We start from the raw sequence: 19304 nt of genomic DNA on the forward strand, positions 1-19304 counted from the left end.
GGCTCCTTGGAAGGGGGAAAAGGTGGGGACAGTGAGGAAAGGGCGGCCGGGAAAACTCACTGCGGCGCCCCGGCTTCGGCGGTCAGCCCGGCGCTGTGGTGATGAGGCAGGCCGGAACCCGTTCCGCCGTCTGCACCCTCCATCGCCGCCAGCAGCTTCTCGGCGGTGCGCGAGGCGAGGGCCATGCACGACACCATCGGGTTCACGCCGCTGCAAGTCGGAAAGGCGCTGGTGTCACCGATCCACACGCCCGGCACGTCGTGGAGCTGTCCGTCGGGGTCGGCCACGCTGGTCTGGGGGTCGCTGCCCATGCGCGCCGAGCCCATCTGGTGGGCGCTGAAGACCGTCTGCCCGCCCGCGCCCAGCGGCACCTGCGCCACCTGCCCGATAAAAGCTTCGAGGTCGTCCCCGCGCCGCCAGGGAGCCACGCCGGGGGCGAGCGCGACGATTTCCTCGGCTCCGGCGGCCTCGTGGAGCCGGATGCTCTCGGTCACGCCGCGCCGGAAGTTGCGGGCGTCGAGGTCGTCGGTCAGGGCGTAGGTGTGTACTGCATTGCCCTCGTCATCCACCGTCACCTGCCCGTGTCCCCGGTCCTGCACGATGCTCACGAAGGTCGCCATGCGGTGAAACTTGCTCATCAGGTCGCGGTGCGCCTCGCCGCCGGTCCAGGGCAGGCCCGACGCCATCAACGCAGGCCCGTACTGCACGCCCTCGATGATGAAGCCATGCCCGTTCTCGTGGTCGGCGAACTGCTTGAGAATCCCGCTCTGGGGCGGGCCCCACCACGCCCGCTGGTCCTCGCCGTAAATCCCGGCGACCAGTCCGGCGGGGTGCAGTCGCAGGTACCGACCTGCCGCCGGCCCGCCGATGCCCGAGCGCAGCAGCAGCGCGGGCGTTTCGAGCGCCCCGCACGCGACCACGACCTGCGGCGCCCGCACGGTGATCTGGCGCGTTTCGTCCCCCATCGTCGTCACGGCGCTGACCCCGGCGGCCCGCCCGTCCTCGACGAGCACGCGCTGCGCCCGGGTGCCGACCAGAATCCGCGCCCCGGCCTCAAAGGCGTCTTTCAGGAAGGTGTTCAGGGTGCCCTGCTTGGCGCCGGTCTGGTCCCCGAAGCCCGCGTGCCCCGCCTTGTCGGCGTCGTAGTGCTCGGGGCTGAGGTTCAGGGCGGCCTTGACGAAGGTGTAGCCGAGTTTGTCGGCCCCCTCAACGAGGCGCTGGTGCGGCCCGTTGTGGTCGCTGCACTGCTCGCTGACGCCCATGCGCTCCAGCACCGCGTCGATGTGGCGGTCATAGCCGGGGTCGGCCACGTCGCTCAGGCCGTGCTCGCTCGCCCAGCGCTGGCGAATGTCGTCGCGTGGGGGCACCGAGTTCGACCAGTTGACCGTCGAGCCGCCGCCCAGGTTGGCCCCCGCCACCAGCGTCACGTTGCCGTCGGCGGTGGGGTGGTAGCCGCCCCGGTAGTACAGCGTCTGGTAGGCGGCGAGTTCGCGGCCCTGAAAGTGGGCCTCGTGGTAGTGCCCGCCTGCTTCGAGAACCACCACCCGTTTGCCCGCCTGCGCCAGCCGCGCCGCGATGACTCCGCCGCCCGACCCCGAGCCGACCACCACGGCGTCGGCTTCCAGCACCTCACCGTCTTGCGGAACATACGGCGTGATGGCTGAGTTGCGCTGCGGCGCGGGGCTGCTGAATCCCGCGTACTCGAACTGCGCCCACAGCGGGTTCTGGCCCTGTTCGTCGGTCATGCCGTAGCCGAACAGCAAGGAAAGCTGCCGCAGCGCCCCCAGCCCCGCCGCCGCTTCAGGCGCGATGCCGGAGACCGTGCGGAGCAGCGTTTCGCGCACCGCCTGACTCTGCGCGGCAAAACTGAGCGAGGCGAGCGCGTCGAGCAGCCCCAGCAGCCCGGCGCGGGCCTCGGGGGGCAATTGGGTATTGAGATACCCCTCCAGGGCGAGGTGCACCCCCAGGTCGGACGCCGCCAGCTGCCAGAAGGGAACGTCGCCGCGTCCGGGCAGCGCGGGCAGCACCGTGTCGGCCAGCGCCCGCAGGGTGGCCTGCTGGACTGGGGTTAGTGGAGCCGGGGCCAGTGGTGCTGGAGTCGAGGAGTCGGGAACCGTCATAGGGACCTCCTGGCCGTCCGGAGAGGCGGCGCGACACACCGGCAACAGGGCCAGTAGCCAGGCGCCGGGGCCGGGCGAACACATGATGAAGTTGGGGTGCCCCACTCTAGAAGCGACGGCTGGAGAGCGGCAAGGTAACTGGTTACCGGGCCGACCAGTCAGCGGGTCTTCTGCTTATTGGGCTGCCAGGAGCCGCTGCGCCGCCGCGCCCACCGGCAAAAAGGTCACCAGCCACAGCTCGGGCAGGCCGACGACTTGCAGCCGCAGCACTTCGAGGTGCAGCGGGCCGTGTCCCGGCAGGCTGAGTGCCAGCGGCATCGCCGGGGTGGTGTCGGCGGACGCCTCGACATGCCGCCATAACCGGGGAAAATCGGGCAGGGCGTGCAGCCGCACCAGCAACGCCTGCTGCGCGGGGGTGTGACTGAGGTGCCGCTGTCGCGCTTGAACTGCGCCAGCATGGCGCGCGCCCAGCCCTCCCAGTCGGGCAAGCGGGCGCGCAGGGCCGGGTCGAACACGTCCTCGAGCAGTGAGCCGCCCGCGAGCATCGGCACGCCCAGCACCCCAAACAGCCGTTCGAGCGGCCCGTTGGTATAGCCGACAATCCAGCGGCTGTCGTGCAGCGCCGCCGGGTAGGGCAGCCCGTCCACCAGCTGCCGCGCCAGGGTGTGTGCCGCGTCCCCCGCGTCGCTGAGCGGTTGTTCGAGGTCCGGCCAGCCCGCCGCCGTCAGAAATTCCTGGCGCGCCTCGCCCTGCAACCCCAGCGCCGTGGCGAGCCGCAGCGCCACCGCCCGCGAGGGCCGCTGCCGGGCGCCGCCTTCGAGCTGGCTCACGTAAGGCCGGGTGCAGCGGGCCCGCCGCGCCAGTTCGCTCTGGCTCAGGCCCGCCGCGCCGCGCAGGGTTCCCAGCAGCGCGGCCAGCTCACGGCGCACCGGGGCAGGTGGCGCAGGCGGCGTCATGGGAAGGCAGTCAGCCGGTCGGCGCGGGCCGCCGCCAGTCGTGCGCCGCGAGCGGCTGGGCACTGCCGCCCTGCACCACCTGCACCAGTTCGCTGAGGATGCTCAGGGCGATGCCCGCCGGGGACGACATCCCGAGGTCAAGGCCCGCCGGGGTCCGCACCCGTTCCAGTTGCGCGGCGTCGAGGCCGGTGTCTTCCAGAAAGCGCAGTACCGCGCCCCCCCGGCGGCGGCTGGCGAGCAGCGCRATGTACGGCACGGGCGTCTCCAGCACCCGCCCCAACACCGAGAGTTCGTGCGCGTAGTCGTGAACCAGCAGCACCGCCGCGCTGCGCTCGTCGAGCGGCGGCAGCTCGAGTTCCTGACCGTTCTCCACCGGGTAAAAGGTATGCACGTCCGGCCAGCGCTCGGGGGTCAGCCGCTCGGGGTGGTCGTCGGTAAGGGCCACCCGCATCCCCACCGTGCGGGCAAGGCGGGCGAGTGGGCGGGCCACCGGGCCGGAGCCCACGATGAGCAGCCGGAAGGGGGCCGGCCACACTTCGCGCAGTTGCTCGTCCTCGCCGCTGCCGACGCGCTCGACCCGCTGCTCGCCGGCGCCTTCCGGCAAGGGGGCCAGCACGGTCGGCCCGGGTCGGCCCAGCGGTGTCAGCAGCAGCATCCCCTCACCTGCCTCGCGCCGCCGGGCGGCGGCCTGCCACACGGGGTCGGCGGGCGACATCGGCCAGAGCAGCACCTCGGCCTGCCCGGCGCAGGTCATGCCGAACTCGTAGGCCTCGTCGCTGCCGAGGTCTACCCGGACGCGCTGGCTCCGGCGCTCCCGCCGCACGTCCTCGGCCACCTGCCGCAGCTTGCCGTCGGCGCAGCCGCCCAGCGTGACCGAGCCGCGAATCTCGCCGCCGGGCAAAAACCATGCCCGCCGCCCCAGCGCCTTGCCTGAGCCGCTCGCGTCGATCAGGGTCGCCAGCACCAGTTCGCCTGCTCGGTCCGCACCTTCGGCACTCAGCGCGGCGCAGGTGTACAGAAAATCGTCGAGTGTTTCGTCCATATCCTTGACTCCCCTGGTGCCCTCATCTTCCGCAGTTCGGCCTGCTGCAAAAGCGAGCCAGGCACCGTCCGGCGCTCAGCCCGCCGCGCCCTCGCGCTCGAAGAGGTCGAGCCGGTAGCCCTGCGTCTCATCGCCGTGGCGCTCGCCGTGCAGGTGCCGCAGGCCGTGGCCCACGCGCCGCAGCGCCGCCTCATGCACCGCGTCGCCGGTCTGGGGATAGTCGTGGACGGTGGGCGTCCAGTGAACCAGCAGCAGCGTGCCGCCGGGAGACAGCCGCGCCAGCACGGCGTCCAGCGCCCGCTCCAGGTGGGCGGGGGAGAGGTAATACAGCACCTCCGAGAGCAGCACCAGGTCGAAGGGCCCGGCGGGCAGGTCGTCCGGCAGCCCCCGGCGCTCGAAGTGCACCTGCGGCAGCCCGGCGCAGCGCTGGCGGGCGCGGGCAAGCGCCTTGTCGTTGACATCCGTCGCCACCAGTTCGCGTGTTCGGGGCGCGAGCTGCGCCGTCAGCACGCCGATGGAGCAGCCGACTTCGAGCGCCCGCGCGTACTCGGGCCGGGGCAACGCAGCGAGGGTGCGGGCGTACTTGGCCGCCTCGTAAGGACTCGTCTCGAACTCCCAGGGGTCGTCGCTGGCGCCGTAGACATCGTCGAAATAGCTGGGGGGCAGGGTCATAGCTAGGTGTTAGCGCATGCGGGCGACTGAGACAAATAGGGATGCTTGGGACAAATAAAGCTGGTTGGGACAAAGCGCCGACGCTCAGCCCCACCCGACAGGTGATGCAGAGACGGTCTCCATCCTGAATACTGACAAGATGACCAGAGTCCACCGGCGTGGTTTCGTCACCTATCCTTTGCCCGAAGCGCGGCTGTATCCCTCACACAAGGTGCCCGCCGCGCATCAGGAAGACGCCCTGAAGTCGCTGCGGCGGTGGTCGAGTGCTCAGCGGCAGGTCAGCGGCGGCATTCTGGTCCTGCCCACCGGCGGGGGCAAGACCTTCACGGCCACCCGCTTTCTCACTGAGGGGCCGCTGTCCAGGGGTCACAAGGTCATCTGGCTGGCCCACACCCACCACCTGCTCGATCAGGCGTTCGGGGGCTTCGGGCCGGACGCGGCGGGGCGCTACGAAATCGGTCACGTGGGCGGTGAGCAGCAGCGGCTCACCCTGCGGACCGTGTCGGGCACCCTCGGCCACGGCAAGGTCGCGGAAATCAAGCGCACCGACGACGTGCTCATCATCACGCTGCAAACCCTGGCCCGCGCCCTGAACGCCCGGGTCCACGCGGGCCTGCGCGGCTTTCTGGACGAGGCCCGCCAGACTGGGCTAACCGTCGTGTTCGACGAGTGCCACCACGCGCCCGCCCCCACCTTTCGCAGGTTGATCGAGGGCCTGCGCGGCGCGGTGCCCGAGCTGCACCTGCTGGGGCTGACCGCCACGCCCACCTACACCGACGAGCGCCGACAGGGCCTGCTGAAAAAGCTCTTTCCTCAGGGCATCCTCTATCAGGTCAGCCCGCAGGAGCTGATGCTGGCGGGCATTCTCGCCCGGCCCATCGTCGAGGAACCCGCCACCCACATCAGCCCGGACTTTACTGAGCAGGAGTACCGCGACTGGCAGGGCAGCTACCGCGACCTTCCCGAAAAGGTCATTGCCCACCTCGCCAGCAACCGCGCCCGCAACGCCCTGATTGCCGACACCTACGCCCAGAACCGCGAGCGCTACGGCCAGACCATCATCTTCGCCGACCGCTGGTATCAATGCACGGCGCTGGTCGAGCTGCTGCGTCAGCGGGGCGTGCGTGCCGACGCGATTTTCACCCACCGGGACGCCGACCCCGGCACGGTGGACGTCCGCAACGCCCGCTCGGCAGACGAGAACGAGACGGTGCTGGCCCAGTTCAAACGCGGCGAACTCGACGTGCTGGTCAATATCCGCATGCTGACCGAGGGCACCGATGTGCCGGGCGCCCAGACGGTGTTTCTGACCCGGCAGACCACCAGCCGCATCCTGCTGACCCAGATGGTCGGGCGGGCGCTGCGGGGCCCGAAATTCGGCGGGACTGAGGAGGCCTACGTGGTGTCCTTTATCGACGACTGGAAGCAGCACATCAACTGGGCGCGCTGGGACGACCTGCTCAGTCAGGAGGTGGACGACCAGACCCGCGAGGCGGCGCCAAGGTTGCCCGTCGAACTCGTCAGCATCGACCTCATCGCCCACCTCGCCCGCGAACTCGACCCGCAGGACCTGGTGGAGGTGCCCTTCCTGACCCTGCTGCCGCTCGGCTGGTACGTCGTGAGCTACGACGCCGCCGTCCAGCCCAGGGTAGAGGCCACCCCGGAAGACGAAAACGCCGAGCAGGCCGAACCGGGCGACGATATCGAGACGGTGCGCCAGCTCATTCCGGTCTACAGCCAGGACCAGGCGAGCTACCTGCGGATGTTTCAGGAACTCGACCAGGTGCGGCTCGACGACTTCGGAGAGGTTGAACTCGGCGAGGCCGCCCAGCAAAACGTGCGGGGCTGGGTGCAGGCGTATTTCGCGGCGGGCGAACGGCTGACCCGCCTGCAAGACGACGTGCAGTCGGTGGTGCGTCACCGCGCCATCAACGGGAGCTGGCCGGCCTTCACCCCCTTCGAGGCCCGTAAAAACCACGACATTGACGCCCTGGCGCAACGCCTCGCCTTCGACGAACAGTTGTCGCGGGTGGCGGAAAACGCGGCCTTGCGCCAGGAATTCAGCGATGAGGGCCGACTCTGGGGAACGCTGTACCGCAACTACGACCAGTTCAAGCGCCAGTACGACGCCAGCGTGAATCGCCTGCTGTACCTGCGCGAAAACCCCGAACTCGTGCCGGTGCTCGGTGACGGAGAGGACGACTTTCAGCCCGCCGAGGTGTCGGCTGAGGTCAAGAAAGCCATTCGCAAGCGTGACCGCGTGTGCCTGTGCTGCGGCAAGCGGACCCAGTTGCAGGTGGATCACATTCAGTCGCGCTATGCGGGCGGCACGCACGACCTCGACAACCTGCAACTGCTGTGCCAGGTCTGTAACAACCTCAAGGGCACCCGCGAAATGAACTTCCGGCAGCACGTTTCGCCGCTCACTTCGGGCGCGCAGGTGCAGGTTAACGCCGACCTGCTGTTCCGGCGCACCGCCGTTCGGGCCGAAGACAATCTGTTTACCCTGCTGTGCCGCAACGTCAATATGGGCCTGGAATGCCACGCCGTGGCAGACGTGCGTTATGTCGCAGCGACCAAGCGGCGCCCAGCCCACTGTGAAATCGCGTTGTATGAGGGCAACGACCCGGCCTGGGTCCAGCCCCTGCTCGACCGGGCGTTTACCCTCTGGAAGCGCGACAACCCGAACTTCGCGCAGACGTTCGCCGATTCGGCGCAGATTGTCGGTGTCCGGCCTTTACCGGAAAAGTAAGCTCTGTAGCGGCTGTTCAGGACGCCCCGCCGTCAAACCGCCGGAAATACCGCTCGGGCCCCGCCAGCGCCCGCGCCACCATCTCCGGCGCAAGGACGAAGCCGTCCGGGTCGTCGGCAATCAGCCCCAGTTGTGTGCGGTGCGAGGCAATGGCGCGGGCTTTGGCATCTCGCCAGTCGCCTACCGCGAAGGTCAATTCCTCGACCTCGTCGGGGCGCGGCCAGTCGGCGTCGGCCCCGCGCTCGGGCAACCAGACGGCATATTCCAGGGCCAGGGTGTCGGAAGGAAGAACGCCGCGCAGCAGGTGCCAGGCGGCGCGGTGGTCAGGGTGCGGGTCGCGTTCCCAGGGCAGCAACACGGTGCCGGGCCGGGCCTGCGCGAATGCTTGCCGCACCTGGGCGCGGGCGGCAGCGGTGAGGTGCTCCCCCAGCGCCCCGTCAGGCAGCCCCAGCGCGACAGTTCGGGCCGGGGGCACACCCAGCACGCTCAGGCCCTCGCGCCACTCTGCCAGCCGCACAGCGCTCAGGCGGGGCCGGGGGTAAGCCTTTGAAGCGGGGTGGGAAAAGCCGCCGTCGGTCAGGAGGAGCGCCCAGACCTCGCGCCCCGCCTCCGCAAGTGCCGCCAGCAGTGCCCCGCAGCCGAGCGCCTCGTCGTCGGGGTGCGGGGCCACCACCCACAGCGGGCCGGACAGCGCGAGCGGGTCGAGAGGCGTCATCTCACTCCCAGTCCCACAGCTCGCTGTCCTCGGTGCTCAGCACGAAGCGGCCCAGGTCGAGGCGCGCCGCGTCGGGCGCAGGTGGCGCAGGTAAAGCCGCAGGTCGCGCAGCAGCCGCTCGGTGGGCGCGGGCGGCAGCAGGCCACGCGCCCCCACCGCCCGCTCCGCCGCCTCGCAGGCGAGCAGGCAGGCGTCCTCGGTCAGCACACGGGCGATGGAGACGTAAGCGAGGGAGCGTTCCAGGTCGCTGCCTTGCGCCGTGTCAAGCTGCCGCTGTGCCCGCAACACCGTCTGCCACGCGCCTTCCAGTCGGGCCGCGACCTCGGCGAAACGCAGGCGCTGCACGTCGTCGTGCTGCCGCCCCAGCCGCTGCAAGGTGGCCCGCGCCGCGTCCAGCACCGCGTCCGCCCCGCCGAGCTGCGCGGCGAGAAACCGCAGGGCGCCGCCGCTGAAGTCCGGTTGCCGGTAGTAGTCGCCCGGCTGACCAATGATGTCTTTCACGCCTACACGCAGCCCCCCGAGGTCCACCCGCTCGCTGACCGTTGCCCGCATCCCGGCAGGCTGCCAGAAAGACGGGTCGAAGCGCTCCGGCGCGGGCGCCCCCGGCAGCAGCACCATCACCCGGCCCGCGTCTGTCTCGGCGGGGCACAGTGCGCGGGTCACGTGCCCGGCGCCTGACGCGAAGGTCTTGTGGCCGCTCAGCACACCGCCGCTGCCTTCCGAATTGTGAGGCAGCCGCACCCCCGGCGCTTCCTCGGTGTTCCAGACGCCGAAGAGTTCCCCGGCCTGCGCGTCTGAGGCGGCCCGTTGCCGCTGCTCAGGCGTGCCGAAGCGCAGCACGAGGTCGAGGGCGTTGACGTGCCCCTCGTATAGCCGCGCAACCGGCAGGCTCAGCCGCCCCAGCCGCCGCAGCAGGGGCACACGGTCATGGGTGCCTAGCCCACCGCCGCCGAGGGCCGCAGGCAAAGTAGCCACCAGCAGACCAGCTTCCTGCAAAGCCGCAAACGCCGCCACTGGGAAAGCCCGCACGGCGTCAGCTGCGGAGCTTCGGCCTGCACCACTGGCGCCAGAGCGTCGAGCCGGGCCAGTGCCTCGGCCAGCGTGCGCGGCGGTGTGGGGAAAGCCGCCTGCGTCTCAGCCACAGTCGCTTCGGCGCGGCCCCAGTCCCACGTTTGAGCCTGCCGCAGCGCTTCCCATAACACGGGGTCGGCGGGCCGCTCGCCCTGCGCGTCGGGGTAGTCCCACAGCCCGTTGTGGCAGTGGCGGTCGTCGTCCCAGCCGGGGTGGTTGACGATGGGATAGAGGCACACCCCCTCCACCGGCACCCCGTCGCGGCGGGCATCAAGCGCGGCCCCAGCCACGTAGCTCAGCCACTCGCCGCGCTCGGCGTTCTCGGTGCCGGTCTCCGCGATCAGCAGGGGCCGCCCGTAGCGCTGCGCTGCGGCGCTCAGCAGCTCGGGTAGGGGCCGGTGTGCCGGATGGCCCGGCAACAGCGTTTCGCGCGGTTCCTCGTTTTCGTGGTGGCGCCACTGGTTGTAGGGGTAATAATTGACGCCGATCACGTCCAAGTAGCGCTCATGGCCGCCGAGGTCGGGCCGCAGCCGCCCGCTCAGCATGTCGAGCGCCTCGAACTGCGCTTCGTGCAGCTCGCGGGCGCGCTTTTCCTGCCAGGGGCGCTCGGGGTGATGGTCCACCACGATCAGCGGCTCGGCGTGTACGAATCGCACCGCCGGGTCCATCTCCCGCGCCGCGTCCATGGCCGAGATGGCCGCGCGCACGAGCTGCGCCTTGAGCTCCTCACCCCGGTCCCGGACAAAGGGGTTGAGGTAGCCCACCTCGCCCCCGCCCCACGCCAGAAAGGAAATCTCGTTGACCGGGCACAGCCACAGCGTGCCGGGCGTCTCGGCCCGCAAAAACTGCGTGGCGGCGCGGGCAAAGCGGGCAAACACAGCCGGAAACTCTGGCGCGAAGAGGTCCACGAAATCGGGAAACCCGTAGTGCAGCAGGTCCCAGATGACGCTCACGCCCTGCTCGCGGGCCGCCCGGACCTGAGCACGGGCACTGGAAAAGTCGTATTCGCCGGGCGAGCGCTCGATCAGGTGCCAGCGCAGCCCGTCGCGGGCGCCCGCAATGCCCACCGCCCGCAGTCGGGCGTAGTCCTGCGCGGCGAAGTGGTCGTGCCGGGTGGCGTCAATCACGTCGATGCGGCGCCCCGAGGGCCGGCGGTGGCTGCTGCACTCGAAGCCGCCGAGAAAAAAGCTGGGAAAGAGCGGTGAGTCCGGCGCCGCCCCCCGGCCCTGGGCTGCCGACGCGGAAAGCTCCGGTGAAAAGGCACACATGCGCCCTACCCTGCCACGCGCCTGTCAGCCGTTCGGCATGCCAGTAGACAAACTAGAGCATTTGACAAAAAGATGGCACAGCTTTTTGGCGAGCGGAGCGAGTACAAAATACCGAGCAGAACGGACTTGCAAAGCTGCGAAGCAGAGAATGGAGCGGGTGGCGGTGCTGTTCCGACGCACGCGTAATTCGGAGAACTGCTCTAAATGACGTGAGTGCCGCCTGAGCAGGCCACAGCACAAGCAAAAAAGAAGCCGAGCACGCGGCCCAGCCTCCTTCCTCACCTCGACTTCAGCGCTTCGCCAGCCAGGACTTCGCCACCGCCGCCGCGCTCTCGCCGCCCACGGCGATGCGGCCATTGAGCTGCGCGAGGGTGCCTGCGTCGAGCTTGGCGAAAATCGGGTTCATGATCTTGGCGATGTCGGGGTACTTCTGCGCCACGCTCTGGCGCACGGTCAGCGCGGGCTGGTACACGGCCACCGCGCCCTTGGGGTCGCTGAGTGCCACCAGCCCCAGCGCACCGATGGCGCCGTCGGTCCCGTAGGCCATCGCCGCGTTCACGCCGCTGGTGCCCTGCGCCGCCGCCGTTTCGGTCTGGGTGGTGTTGCCGCCAGGGACGATGACGAGTTGCGCGGGCGAGAGCTTGAAGCCGTAGGCCTTTTCAAACGCCTTGAGCGCGTCGTCACGGTCCACGAATTCCTGGCTGGCAGCCAGCTTGACCGGCTTGCCCGAGTTCACGTAGCGGGCGAAATCGGCCATCGTCTTCAGGTTGTTCGCCTGCGCCAGCTTGCTCGGCACCGCCACCGCCCAGGTGTTGTTGGCGGGGGCGCGCGACAGCCACACGACCTTGTTCACCTTGAGGTCGAGCGCCTTGACGGTGGTGTAGGCCTTCACCGCGTCGCGGCTCACCTTGGGATCGATCTTTTGCCCGGCCTCGGTCAGCAGGTAAATGGCGCTGCCGGTGTACTCGGGGTACAGGTCGATTTCGCCTTGCAGCAGCGCCTTGCGGACCACGTTGGTGGCACCGGTAGAGCACTTGTCGTTCACCTTGAAACCACCGCGCTCCAGCGCCTGCTTGGTGATCTGGCACAGCAAGGCGCCCTCGGTGTCGATCTTGCTGCCCACCGTAACGGTTTTCTGGGCGAGCGCGGTGGGCAGGAGCAACAGGGCGGACAGGGTCAGCAGTCGGTTCATGGAAGCCTCCAAAAGGCGGGGGAAAAAGCGAAAACATTGGACCGGCAGAGCTTTATCCGACCTCTGCCGACCCGGCGTCAACCTCTCCACCCTACCGCCCGGCGCCCGGCGACTGTGTTCGACGCCGCACACTGCCAGCGTCAGATAAAGGCGCGGCCAAGAGTCCCTCATGCCGCACGCCCGGCCAGCAACCGACAGTGGGGCCATGCCGACCCCTGCCCCTGCACTGGCCTCCGCGCCGGCCCCTGTGCTGGGCGTGCTTCCTCGGACCCTGGTGCGTCCGGTGTTGGTGCTGGCCGGCGTGCTGGGGCTGCTCGCCTGCGCGCTGGGCTGGGTCAACTTTCGCCCCAACCGGCTGGTGCTGGGCGAGGGCCGCACCCTGGCCGCGCTCGCCTTGCCGCTGTGGTGGGCACTGCCGGCGGCCTGGGCCGCGCTGCTTGCCAGTGGCTGGCTGCCGGCCCGCTGGCAACGGGTGCTGGCGCCGCTGCTGTACGTGGTGGCCGCCTACGCCGTGAGCTGGCTGCTCGGCGCGGCGGCGGCTTCGCTCGTCAGCGAGGACAACCCCTTCGCGCGGGTGTCGCCCGCCGCTGGACTGTGGCTGAGCATCGCCGCGCTCTACATCGGGGGTTTCGCCGTGAGCCGGGTGTGGCGCCCCGCGGGGGTGGCCGGGGCGCTCGCCTTCGCTGTGCCGCCACTGCTCGGCAAGTGGAACACCCTGGGGCTGGTGCAGGAATACCGCAACGTGGCCGACACCTTCTGGCCGCAGCTCGGCACCCACGCGGCGCTCAGCGTCATCGCGCTCCTTCTCGCCGCGCTGCTCGGCCTGCCGCTCGGCATTGCGGCGGCCCGCAATACGCGGCTGGCGGGTGGCGTCCTGGGCTTTGCCAGTTTCTTGCAGACGATTCCCAGCGTCGCGCTGTTCGGTCTGCTGCTGCCGGTCTTTTCGGCGCTGGGCCGGGGCGTGAGCGTGGGCGCCTTTCTGGCGTGGTCGGGCGCCGCCCTGCTGCTGGGCCTCGCGCTGACGCGGGTGCGGCGGCTGGCGCTGCCGGGCGGCCTGCTCGCGCTGCTCGGGGCTCAGGCCTTGCTGCTGCTCGCCGGGCTGGGGCTGCTGCAAGTGCTGCAAGGCGCATGGTTCGGCGGCGACGGCCTCAGCCGGGACGCCTTCTCGCTCTCGGCCCCGCTGGCGAGTTGGGGCGTGCGCGGCATCGGGGCGGCCCCGGCGCTCTTCGCCCTCACGCTCTACGCGCTGCTACCCATCGTCGTCAACACCTTCGTGGGGCTGCGCGGCGTGCCCCCCGGCATTCCCGACGCGGCGCGGGGCCTGGGCATGACCCCGGCGCAGGTGCTGTGGCGCGCCGAGCTGCCGGTGGCGCTGCCCTACATCTTCGAGGGGTTGCGCAGCGCTCTGGTTCTCACTTTCGGCATCACCACTATCGCCGCGCTGATTGGGGCGGGCGGGCTGGGCTTTTTTATTCAGCGCGGGGTGGAGGGCAACGTGCCCGACCTCGTGCTGCTCGGCGCCCTGCCCATCGTCCTGATTGCTCTGCTGCTCAGCGAGGGCCTGCGCCTGCTCGCCGGCTGGCTCACGCCCAGGGGCCTCAGAGCCGAGGGAGGAGAGGAATAAGATGAAAAGTTCGCTCTGGTCCGTGTTTTTTATACCTCTCTCCTCCATAACTTCCTCCTCCCATGATTGAATTCCAGAACGTCATCAAGAGCTTCGGCGGCCCCGCCGTCTTGCAAGACATTTCGCTGACGGTGCCGACCGGCGAACTCGTGATTCTGATCGGGCCGTCGGGCTGCGGCAAAAGCACGCTGCTGCGGCTGGTCAACCGGCTGCTGGAACCGACCTCGGGCGACATCCGGGTGGGCGGGGTCAGCGTGCTGGAACAGGACCCGGTGGCGCTGCGGCGGCGGCTGGGCTACGTGATTCAGAGCGTGGGCCTCTTCCCGCACCTGACCGTGCAGGAAAACGTGGAACTCGTGCCGAGCATCAGCGGCGTGGGTCGGGAAACGCGGGCGGCGCGGGCGCTGGAGCTGCTGTCGCTGATGGGCCTGGAGCCGGGGCAGTACGCCGGGCGCTATCCCCGGCAGCTCTCCGGCGGGCAGCAACAGCGGGTGGGCATTGCCCGCGCCCTTGCCGCCGATCCCGAATACTTGCTGATGGACGAACCGTTCTCGGCGCTCGACCCCATCACCCGCGCCCGCTTGCAGGAGCAGTTTCTGACGCTGAAACGTGAAATCGGCAAAACCATCGTCTTCGTCACCCACGACGTGGACGAAGCCGTGCGCCTCGGCGACCGTATCTGCGTGCTCGGCAACGGGACCGTGCAGCAGTACGCCGCGCCGGAGGAGATTCTTCGTCACCCCGCGAACGACTTCGTGGCGAGCTTCGTGGGCGAGGGCCGCGAACTGCGGAGTCTGAGCCTGCGCCCGGTCAGTGCGCTGATGCGGCCTGGGGCAGGCGACGGTCAGGCACTCGGCACCGTCGCCGCCGACCTGCCCGCCGACCAGGCCCTCTCGCGGCTGCTCGGCGCGGGCAACCGCACGCTGAACGTGGTGGACTCGGGCGGCGCGGTGGTGGGCACGCTGAGCCTCGCGGACTTCGGGGCGGCATGACCCGCTGGCTGCCGCTGCTGGGTCCGCTGGCCGGCTGGCTGGCCTTCTTCGTGCTGGTTGCGGCGCAGCAGGGCTGGAAAACGGTGCTCTCGCGCCTCTTTCCCCAGGTCAGCACCCCCATCTACGAGCGCGATACGCTGCTCGCGCTGACACTGCAACATCTGCAACTCACCGGGCTCTCTATGGCGCTGGTGCTACTCGTCGGCCTGTCGCTCGGCATCTGGGCGACCCGGCGGCGCGGTCAGCCCTTTTTGCCGCTGGTGAACAACCTGACGACGGTGGGGCAAACGTTTCCCCCGGTGGCCGTGCTGTTTCTGGCCCTGCCGATTCTGGGCTTCGGCCCCCGCGCCGCGATTCTGGCGCTGTTCGCCTATGCACTGCTGCCAGTGACACGCGGCGTGATTCTGGGCCTGCAAAGCGTCCCCGAAAATGTGCAGGACGCCGCCCGTGGCCTGGGCCTCAGCGAACGCGAGCGGCTGTGGCGCCTGGAATGGCCCACCGCGCTGCCTTCGACCCTGGCGGGCATCCGCACCGCGCTGGTGCTGACGGTGGCAACGGCCACGCTGGCCCCGCTGGTCGGCACCGGCGGGCTGGGCGTGCCGATTATCGCCGGACTGGGCGCCGACAACCTCGCTCTGATTCTGGAAGGCGCGGTGCCGGTGGCGCTGCTGGCCCTGCTGTGCGACTGGACCTTGCGGGTGCTGGAGCGCGGGCTGACACCCTGGGCAGCGGGCGAATAGCTCAAGAGTCGGCGGGGCAGGCCCAGAACTGATTGCTGTGTTCAGGGCCTGCCAGAGTGTGTTTAGAACATTTAACAAAATAATGCGTTCTGGTTTTGACCCTCTACCTTGATGGGAGAGGGCCTGCCGAAGGCAGGGGTGAGGGTGTCTTTTTTCTGCCAAATGCTCTAGAGCGTTGCCGTATCCAACGACTGCCGTTCGCGGCGCGCCAGCTTGGAGCAGCGCCAGAAATTCAAAAAGGCTTCGATCTGGTCCACGAATTCGCTGAAGCCGGTGGCCTTGACCATGTACGAGGTGGCGTGCAGGTTATACGCCTGCTCGATCTGGTCGGGGGCATCCGAGGTGGAGAGCACGACCACTGGAATATGACGCAGCTCGGGGTCGGATTTGATGGCGCGAATCACGTCCAGGCCCGTCATGCTCGGCATGTTGAGGTCGGTGATGACCACGTCGGGCAGGGCATAATTGGGGTCTTTGAGATGGCTGATGGCTTCGTTGCCGCTGGAGCAGGAGGCGACGTTGACCCAGTCTTCGTGGGATTCGAAGACTTCGCGGGCCAGCATCAGGTCCGCGGGGTTGTCGTCGACCAGCAAAATAGAAAGCGACTGAGGCATCATTTTCAGTGTAGAGCGTCTTTGCCCCGCTTATGCCCCGGTCCTCACATTCAGGGCCGGCCCAGACGGCGCCGCGCCCCCACGCTCAGCGCCGCGCACGCGAGCGGCAGGGCGCTGCGGGTGCCGCCCAGCACCGCACTCAGCGCGAGGCCGCCCAGCGCCAGTTGCCGGGACCGCTGTACCCTCTCAGTGGAGATGGTCTGGTCGCCCCGGTCGGTTTCGGTGGTCACGTCCTCGGGTTCAAGCAGGCTGGGGGCCAGCAGCAGAGCGCCCGCGATGGCCGCGCTGCCGAGCGACTGTCGCCCGCCTTCCCGCGTCGCTGCGATGGTCGGCAACAGCGCCGCGAGCAGGGCTGCCGGACCACTGACCGCGCTCTGGGGCGCCAGGTCGTCGCCCTGCTGACTCGACAGGGCCAGCGCCGCGCCGGGCAGCAAGGCCGCTGCTTTTTGCCCCGCTCCGGCACACATGGCCGCCGCCGCGCCGAGTGCCGCTTCGTCGCCTGCTGTGGCCGCCGCGCCGGTGGTCGCACTCAGGGTCCGCACGCTGCTCAGCGCGGTAAACGCCGCGAGCACCTCGCTCAGCACCGCCGCGTCGCTGTTGTCCTCGCTCAGCAGCGAAAGCGCCAGGGTGAGCGGCAGCGCGGCGTTGGCGGTGACGGCATGGTCCGGGTCGAGTTCCCGCGCGCATGCCCAGGCCGCAAAGGCACTCAGGCCCGTGCCCGCGCTCCCCACCCACGAGCGCCCCCGCAGCCGCCCGAGCGCCACGCCGCCCAGCAGTCCCAGCATCGCCCAGCGGTTGGACGGGTACGAGAGGTCAATGGTGCGCGGCAAAGCGGCGGGCAACAGTCCCGATGAAGATGCAGAAGTCATGTGCTCAGCGTAGAAGCTGCGATTCGCTTTTGGGGACAGGCCAGCTCAAGACAACGTTGGGGTTTGCGTCGGAAATGGAGGCGAGGACGAGCTCCTTTTCACGGATCAAAGCTGCTTTTCCAGCTTGTTTAATACCTTCGGACCATCAAAGAAAAAACCGCGTGCAGGACGCGGTATCATGTGCTCTTTGTAACGACTCGGGCTTACTTCTTTTTCAGGCTCTTCTGCTTGCGCGAGTTGCCGAGCTGTTGCCCACGGTTGTATTTGGATTCCATGCTGCGGCGGGTTTCTTCCACCAGCGCCTTGAAATCGACTTCGCCCGCTTCCACTGCTTCCAGGCTGAGCACCACTTTGGAGTTGCCGCCGCGAGTATTGATCTTGCCCAGGTCTTCGCTGGCCTGCTTGATCCACTTGTCGCTCTTGGGCGTCACTTGAAACACCATGTCGCGGGTATCACGTTCATAGCTGCCTTCAGCGCCGCGGCGATGGTACTGCTTGGGCAGGGTAAAACGTTCCTTGAGTTCGATGGCGTCAATATCACCCTCACGCACAGCGTTGCGAAACATCTTCACAAAGCGGTCGCTCTGCTGAGGGTTTTCAAGTTCCATCACAACTTCACTGAGTTTCCTGAATTCCATGCGGGCAATGTAACATGCGCCAGCTCCGTTCGTGTCATTGGGCTGGCCTTAAGATGTCAGGGGCTGGCACGCTGTCAAAAGCTCTCTACTTTTGTTACCCGGCGAATCTTTTTTGCCCTCGATTAATGACAAAACGAAAATGGCAGCTTCGTTGCCAAAGTTCAATCGAGAGACGCTTGCTTTTCCTGCTCCTGAATCTGTGTTTTGATGCCGGCCAGCATCAGTTCGAGGGCCACCTCAAAAAAATCGTCCTCGTTTTCTGAGGCGGCGGGCATCGGCAAACTCAGCGCGAGGGGAAAGCGCTCGGGCTGCCGCTCGGCGAAGGCTCGGCGCTGGGCGAAGGCGCTGGGGGCGAAGTTGCCGTTGAGTTCGGCGTAGCAGAAGCCGACCATGAAAATCACCAGAACACTGCCGTACTTGGTGATGACCTCTTCGGGCAGCCCGACCTGACGCAGCAGCCGGTACAGCGACTCGTACACGTCGAGTTCCTCTCTGCTCACGCGGTGGCCGCGAAAGTAATAGCCGATAAAACTGGCGTGCCGCACCATGCTGCGCCTCAGGCTGTGGGCCAGCCGGCTGAAGCGCTCCTGCCAGCTGCCTTCGTTGAGGTCGGGCAGCTCCAGCTCACGCAAAATCTCGCTGTAGACGCCCTGGAGCAGGTCTTCTTTGGTGGGAAAGTAGTGGTAGAGGCTCTTGGGGCTGACGCCCAGTTCGGCAGCCAGTTTGCGGATGCTCAGGCCGTCGAGCCCGTCGCGGTGCAGCGTATCCAGAGCCTGACGAGTGATTTTCTCGGCGCTCAGCAAGGGGGCGCCGGCAGGAGGACGTGCCATGTCCACTAATTTACCACACAGTGTTGAATAAATCTTAACCCATCCTTACCTTAACAGCAGAAGAGGCGTCTGGGACGCTGAATTCGGCAAATTCGGGCAAGAATGCGCCGCCTTGACGCGCCTCCGAGTGTGGAGTAGGTTGGGTTTGTTACACGGTGTGTGGTTAGCGAAACTGCGGCCCACACCCAGTCGTTCACCGGCTGCTTTCGTGGAGCCGCCCGGTGAACTTGCCTCCCTTCCACGTGGTGCAAGACAGGAGAGCAGCATGAGCATCAAGACAGTTACGGTGTGCGGCAGCGGCGTTCTCGGTTCGCAAATCGCTTTTCAGACCGCTTTTCACGGCTTCGACGTTCACCTCTACGACATCAACGACGCCGCCATCGCCAAGGCCCGCGAAACGCTCGGCAAGTTGCAGGCCCGCTACCAGCAGGACCTGAAGGTGGACGCCCAGCAGACCGGCGACGCCTTTGCGCGCATCAGCTTTTTCACCGACATTGCCGAAGCCGTCAAGGGTGTGGACCTCGTTATCGAAGCCATTCCTGAGAACATGGACATCAAGCGCAAGTTCTACAACCAGCTAGGTGAGGTGGCTGACCCGAACACCATCTTCGCCACCAACTCCAGCACCTTGCTGCCCAGCCAGTTCATGGAAGAAACCGGGCGCCCCGAGAAGTTCCTGGCGCTGCACTTCGCCAACGAAATCTGGAAGTTCAACACCGCCGAAATCATGCGCACGCCCAGGACCGATGACGCCGTGTTCGACACGGTGGTGCAGTTCGCCAAGGACATCGGCATGGTGGCGCTGCCCATGTACAAGGAGCAGGCCGGCTACATCCTGAATACGCTGCTGGTGCCGCTGCTGGGCGCCGCGCTGGAACTGGTCGTCAAGGGCATCGCCGACCCGCAGACGGTGGACAAGACCTGGATGATCGCGACCGGCGCGCCGCGTGGGCCGTTCGCCTTCCTGGACGTGATCGGCTTGACCACGCCCTACAACATCAACATGGCGAGCGCCGAGACCAATCCCGGCAGCGCCGCCGCCGCCAAATACATCAAGGAAAACTACATCGACAAGGGCAAATTGGGCACCGCGACCGGCGAGGGCTTTTACAAGTACCCCAATCCGGCCTTCGAGAGCGCCGACTTCCTGAAATAACCCCTGCGTTTCCTACAAGAAGTCCAAGTCACACCCAAGTCACCCAAGGGTAG

17 protein-coding genes are annotated in these 19304 nt (G+C 67.9%); 5 read left to right on the forward strand and 12 right to left on the reverse strand.

Annotated features, from left to right (window positions below; translation table 11 throughout):
- Positions 1 to 56: 56 nt before the first annotated feature.
- From DR_RS14235 to DR_RS14250, 4 genes are all read right to left on the reverse strand, one after another.
- Positions 57 to 2120 carry a GMC family oxidoreductase gene (locus tag DR_RS14235; protein WP_051618845.1) on the reverse strand — a complete coding sequence of 688 codons (2064 nt, stop codon included), beginning with the start codon at positions 2118 to 2120 and terminating at the stop codon, positions 57 to 59.
- A gap of 224 nt (positions 2121 to 2344) precedes the next feature.
- Positions 2345 to 3076: a helix-turn-helix domain-containing protein gene (locus DR_RS14240; protein WP_010889388.1), complete on the reverse strand. Its 732-nt coding sequence runs from the start codon at positions 3074 to 3076 to the stop codon at positions 2345 to 2347.
- Between the two features lie 10 nt (positions 3077 to 3086).
- Positions 3087 to 4118, reverse strand: coding sequence for an XdhC family protein (locus DR_RS14245; protein WP_010889389.1), 1032 nt, complete (start codon positions 4116 to 4118; stop codon positions 3087 to 3089).
- Between the two features lie 75 nt (positions 4119 to 4193).
- A complete protein-coding gene (locus DR_RS14250) occupies positions 4194 to 4790 on the reverse strand; it encodes a class I SAM-dependent DNA methyltransferase (RefSeq protein WP_010889390.1) in 597 nt (198 codons plus the stop codon).
- Positions 4791 to 4929: 139 nt separating this feature from the next.
- Between DR_RS14250 and DR_RS14255 the strand changes: the two genes are divergently transcribed.
- Entirely contained in the window at positions 4930 to 7542 is a 2613-nt protein-coding gene (locus DR_RS14255) for a DEAD/DEAH box helicase family protein (RefSeq protein ID WP_027479745.1), read from the forward strand.
- Positions 7543 to 7558: 16 nt separating this feature from the next.
- Here DR_RS14255 and DR_RS14260 read toward each other — a convergent pair whose 3' ends face one another.
- The 4 genes from DR_RS14260 to DR_RS14275 form a co-directional block, all read right to left on the reverse strand.
- The gene (locus tag DR_RS14260) at positions 7559 to 8257 is read right to left on the reverse strand and encodes a PIG-L deacetylase family protein (RefSeq protein ID WP_010889392.1); all 699 of its coding nucleotides are present in this window, start codon (positions 8255 to 8257) and stop codon (positions 7559 to 7561) included.
- 36 nt (positions 8258 to 8293) lie between these two features.
- Positions 8294 to 9286, reverse strand: coding sequence for an acyl-CoA dehydrogenase family protein (locus DR_RS16990; RefSeq protein ID WP_010889393.1), 993 nt, complete (start codon positions 9284 to 9286; stop codon positions 8294 to 8296).
- Positions 9193 to 10596 carry a hypothetical protein gene (locus tag DR_RS16995; RefSeq protein WP_010889394.1) on the reverse strand — a complete coding sequence of 468 codons (1404 nt, stop codon included), beginning with the start codon at positions 10594 to 10596 and terminating at the stop codon, positions 9193 to 9195. Before DR_RS16995 ends, DR_RS16990 begins: the two co-directional genes overlap by 94 nt.
- 289 nt (positions 10597 to 10885) lie before the next feature.
- Complete coding sequence (locus tag DR_RS14275; RefSeq protein WP_027479747.1) at positions 10886 to 11788, reverse strand: ABC transporter substrate-binding protein; 903 nt, start codon at positions 11786 to 11788, stop codon at positions 10886 to 10888.
- Positions 11789 to 11993: 205 nt separating this feature from the next.
- Between DR_RS14275 and DR_RS14280 the strand changes: the two genes are divergently transcribed.
- The 3 genes from DR_RS14280 to DR_RS14290 all read left to right on the forward strand — a co-directional run bounded on the left by DR_RS14280 (position 11994) and on the right by DR_RS14290 (position 15144).
- Positions 11994 to 13412 (forward strand): ABC transporter permease, encoded by a 1419-nt coding sequence (locus DR_RS14280; protein WP_162177633.1) that lies wholly within the window; start codon positions 11994 to 11996, stop codon positions 13410 to 13412.
- A gap of 62 nt (positions 13413 to 13474) precedes the next feature.
- Entirely contained in the window at positions 13475 to 14404 is a 930-nt protein-coding gene (locus tag DR_RS14285) for an ABC transporter ATP-binding protein (protein WP_010889397.1), read from the forward strand.
- Positions 14401 to 15144: an ABC transporter permease gene (locus DR_RS14290; protein ID WP_010889398.1), complete on the forward strand. Its 744-nt coding sequence runs from the start codon at positions 14401 to 14403 to the stop codon at positions 15142 to 15144. Before DR_RS14285 ends, DR_RS14290 begins: the two co-directional genes overlap by 4 nt.
- A 167-nt stretch (positions 15145 to 15311) precedes the next feature.
- Here DR_RS14290 and DR_RS14295 read toward each other — a convergent pair whose 3' ends face one another.
- The 4 genes from DR_RS14295 to DR_RS14310 all read right to left on the reverse strand — a co-directional run bounded on the left by DR_RS14295 (position 15312) and on the right by DR_RS14310 (position 18095).
- Positions 15312 to 15758, reverse strand: a complete 447-nt coding sequence (locus DR_RS14295) for a response regulator (RefSeq protein ID WP_063653087.1) — start codon at positions 15756 to 15758, stop codon at positions 15312 to 15314.
- A 50-nt stretch (positions 15759 to 15808) separates the two neighbouring features.
- Positions 15809 to 16627: a hypothetical protein gene (locus DR_RS14300; RefSeq protein WP_010889400.1), complete on the reverse strand. Its 819-nt coding sequence runs from the start codon at positions 16625 to 16627 to the stop codon at positions 15809 to 15811.
- A gap of 203 nt (positions 16628 to 16830) precedes the next feature.
- A complete protein-coding gene (locus tag DR_RS14305) occupies positions 16831 to 17265 on the reverse strand; it encodes a hypothetical protein (protein WP_010889401.1) in 435 nt (144 codons plus the stop codon).
- A 161-nt stretch (positions 17266 to 17426) separates the two neighbouring features.
- On the reverse strand, positions 17427 to 18095 hold the full coding sequence (locus DR_RS14310; protein ID WP_051618842.1) for a TetR/AcrR family transcriptional regulator: 669 nt from the start codon (positions 18093 to 18095) through the stop codon (positions 17427 to 17429).
- 265 nt (positions 18096 to 18360) lie between these two features.
- Here DR_RS14310 and DR_RS14315 point away from each other — a divergent pair, with 265 nt between their 5' ends.
- Positions 18361 to 19251, forward strand: a complete 891-nt coding sequence (locus DR_RS14315) for a 3-hydroxyacyl-CoA dehydrogenase (protein ID WP_027479748.1) — start codon at positions 18361 to 18363, stop codon at positions 19249 to 19251.
- Positions 19252 to 19304: the final 53 nt, after the last annotated feature.

Origin of the sequence: Deinococcus radiodurans R1 = ATCC 13939 = DSM 20539, assembly GCF_000008565.1 — a bacterium.
Classification (GTDB): Bacteria; Deinococcota; Deinococci; order Deinococcales; family Deinococcaceae; genus Deinococcus; species Deinococcus radiodurans.

What these genes read in the sequence shown, in the direction of transcription:
- DR_RS14235 (WP_051618845.1), bottom strand. Translation starts at nt 2,120, where the DNA reads ATGACGGTTCCCGACTCCTCGACTCCAGCACCACTGGCCCCGGCTCCA.
- DR_RS14240 (WP_010889388.1), bottom strand. Translation starts at nt 3,076, where the DNA reads ATGACGCCGCCTGCGCCACCTGCCCCGGTGCGCCGTGAGCTGGCCGCG.
- DR_RS14250 (WP_010889390.1), bottom strand. Translation starts at nt 4,790, where the DNA reads ATGACCCTGCCCCCCAGCTATTTCGACGATGTCTACGGCGCCAGCGAC.
- DR_RS14255 (WP_027479745.1), top strand. Translation starts at nt 4,930, where the DNA reads ATGACCAGAGTCCACCGGCGTGGTTTCGTCACCTATCCTTTGCCCGAA.
- DR_RS14260 (WP_010889392.1), bottom strand. Translation starts at nt 8,257, where the DNA reads ATGACGCCTCTCGACCCGCTCGCGCTGTCCGGCCCGCTGTGGGTGGTG.
- DR_RS16995 (WP_010889394.1), bottom strand. Translation starts at nt 10,596, where the DNA reads ATGTGTGCCTTTTCACCGGAGCTTTCCGCGTCGGCAGCCCAGGGCCGG.
- DR_RS14275 (WP_027479747.1), bottom strand. Translation starts at nt 11,788, where the DNA reads ATGAACCGACTGCTGACCCTGTCCGCCCTGTTGCTCCTGCCCACCGCG.
- DR_RS14280 (WP_162177633.1), top strand. Translation starts at nt 11,994, where the DNA reads ATGCCGACCCCTGCCCCTGCACTGGCCTCCGCGCCGGCCCCTGTGCTG.
- DR_RS14285 (WP_010889397.1), top strand. Translation starts at nt 13,475, where the DNA reads ATGATTGAATTCCAGAACGTCATCAAGAGCTTCGGCGGCCCCGCCGTC.
- DR_RS14290 (WP_010889398.1), top strand. Translation starts at nt 14,401, where the DNA reads ATGACCCGCTGGCTGCCGCTGCTGGGTCCGCTGGCCGGCTGGCTGGCC.
- DR_RS14295 (WP_063653087.1), bottom strand. Translation starts at nt 15,758, where the DNA reads ATGCCTCAGTCGCTTTCTATTTTGCTGGTCGACGACAACCCCGCGGAC.
- DR_RS14300 (WP_010889400.1), bottom strand. Translation starts at nt 16,627, where the DNA reads ATGACTTCTGCATCTTCATCGGGACTGTTGCCCGCCGCTTTGCCGCGC.
- DR_RS14305 (WP_010889401.1), bottom strand. Translation starts at nt 17,265, where the DNA reads ATGGAATTCAGGAAACTCAGTGAAGTTGTGATGGAACTTGAAAACCCT.
- DR_RS14310 (WP_051618842.1), bottom strand. Translation starts at nt 18,095, where the DNA reads ATGGCACGTCCTCCTGCCGGCGCCCCCTTGCTGAGCGCCGAGAAAATC.
- DR_RS14315 (WP_027479748.1), top strand. Translation starts at nt 18,361, where the DNA reads ATGAGCATCAAGACAGTTACGGTGTGCGGCAGCGGCGTTCTCGGTTCG.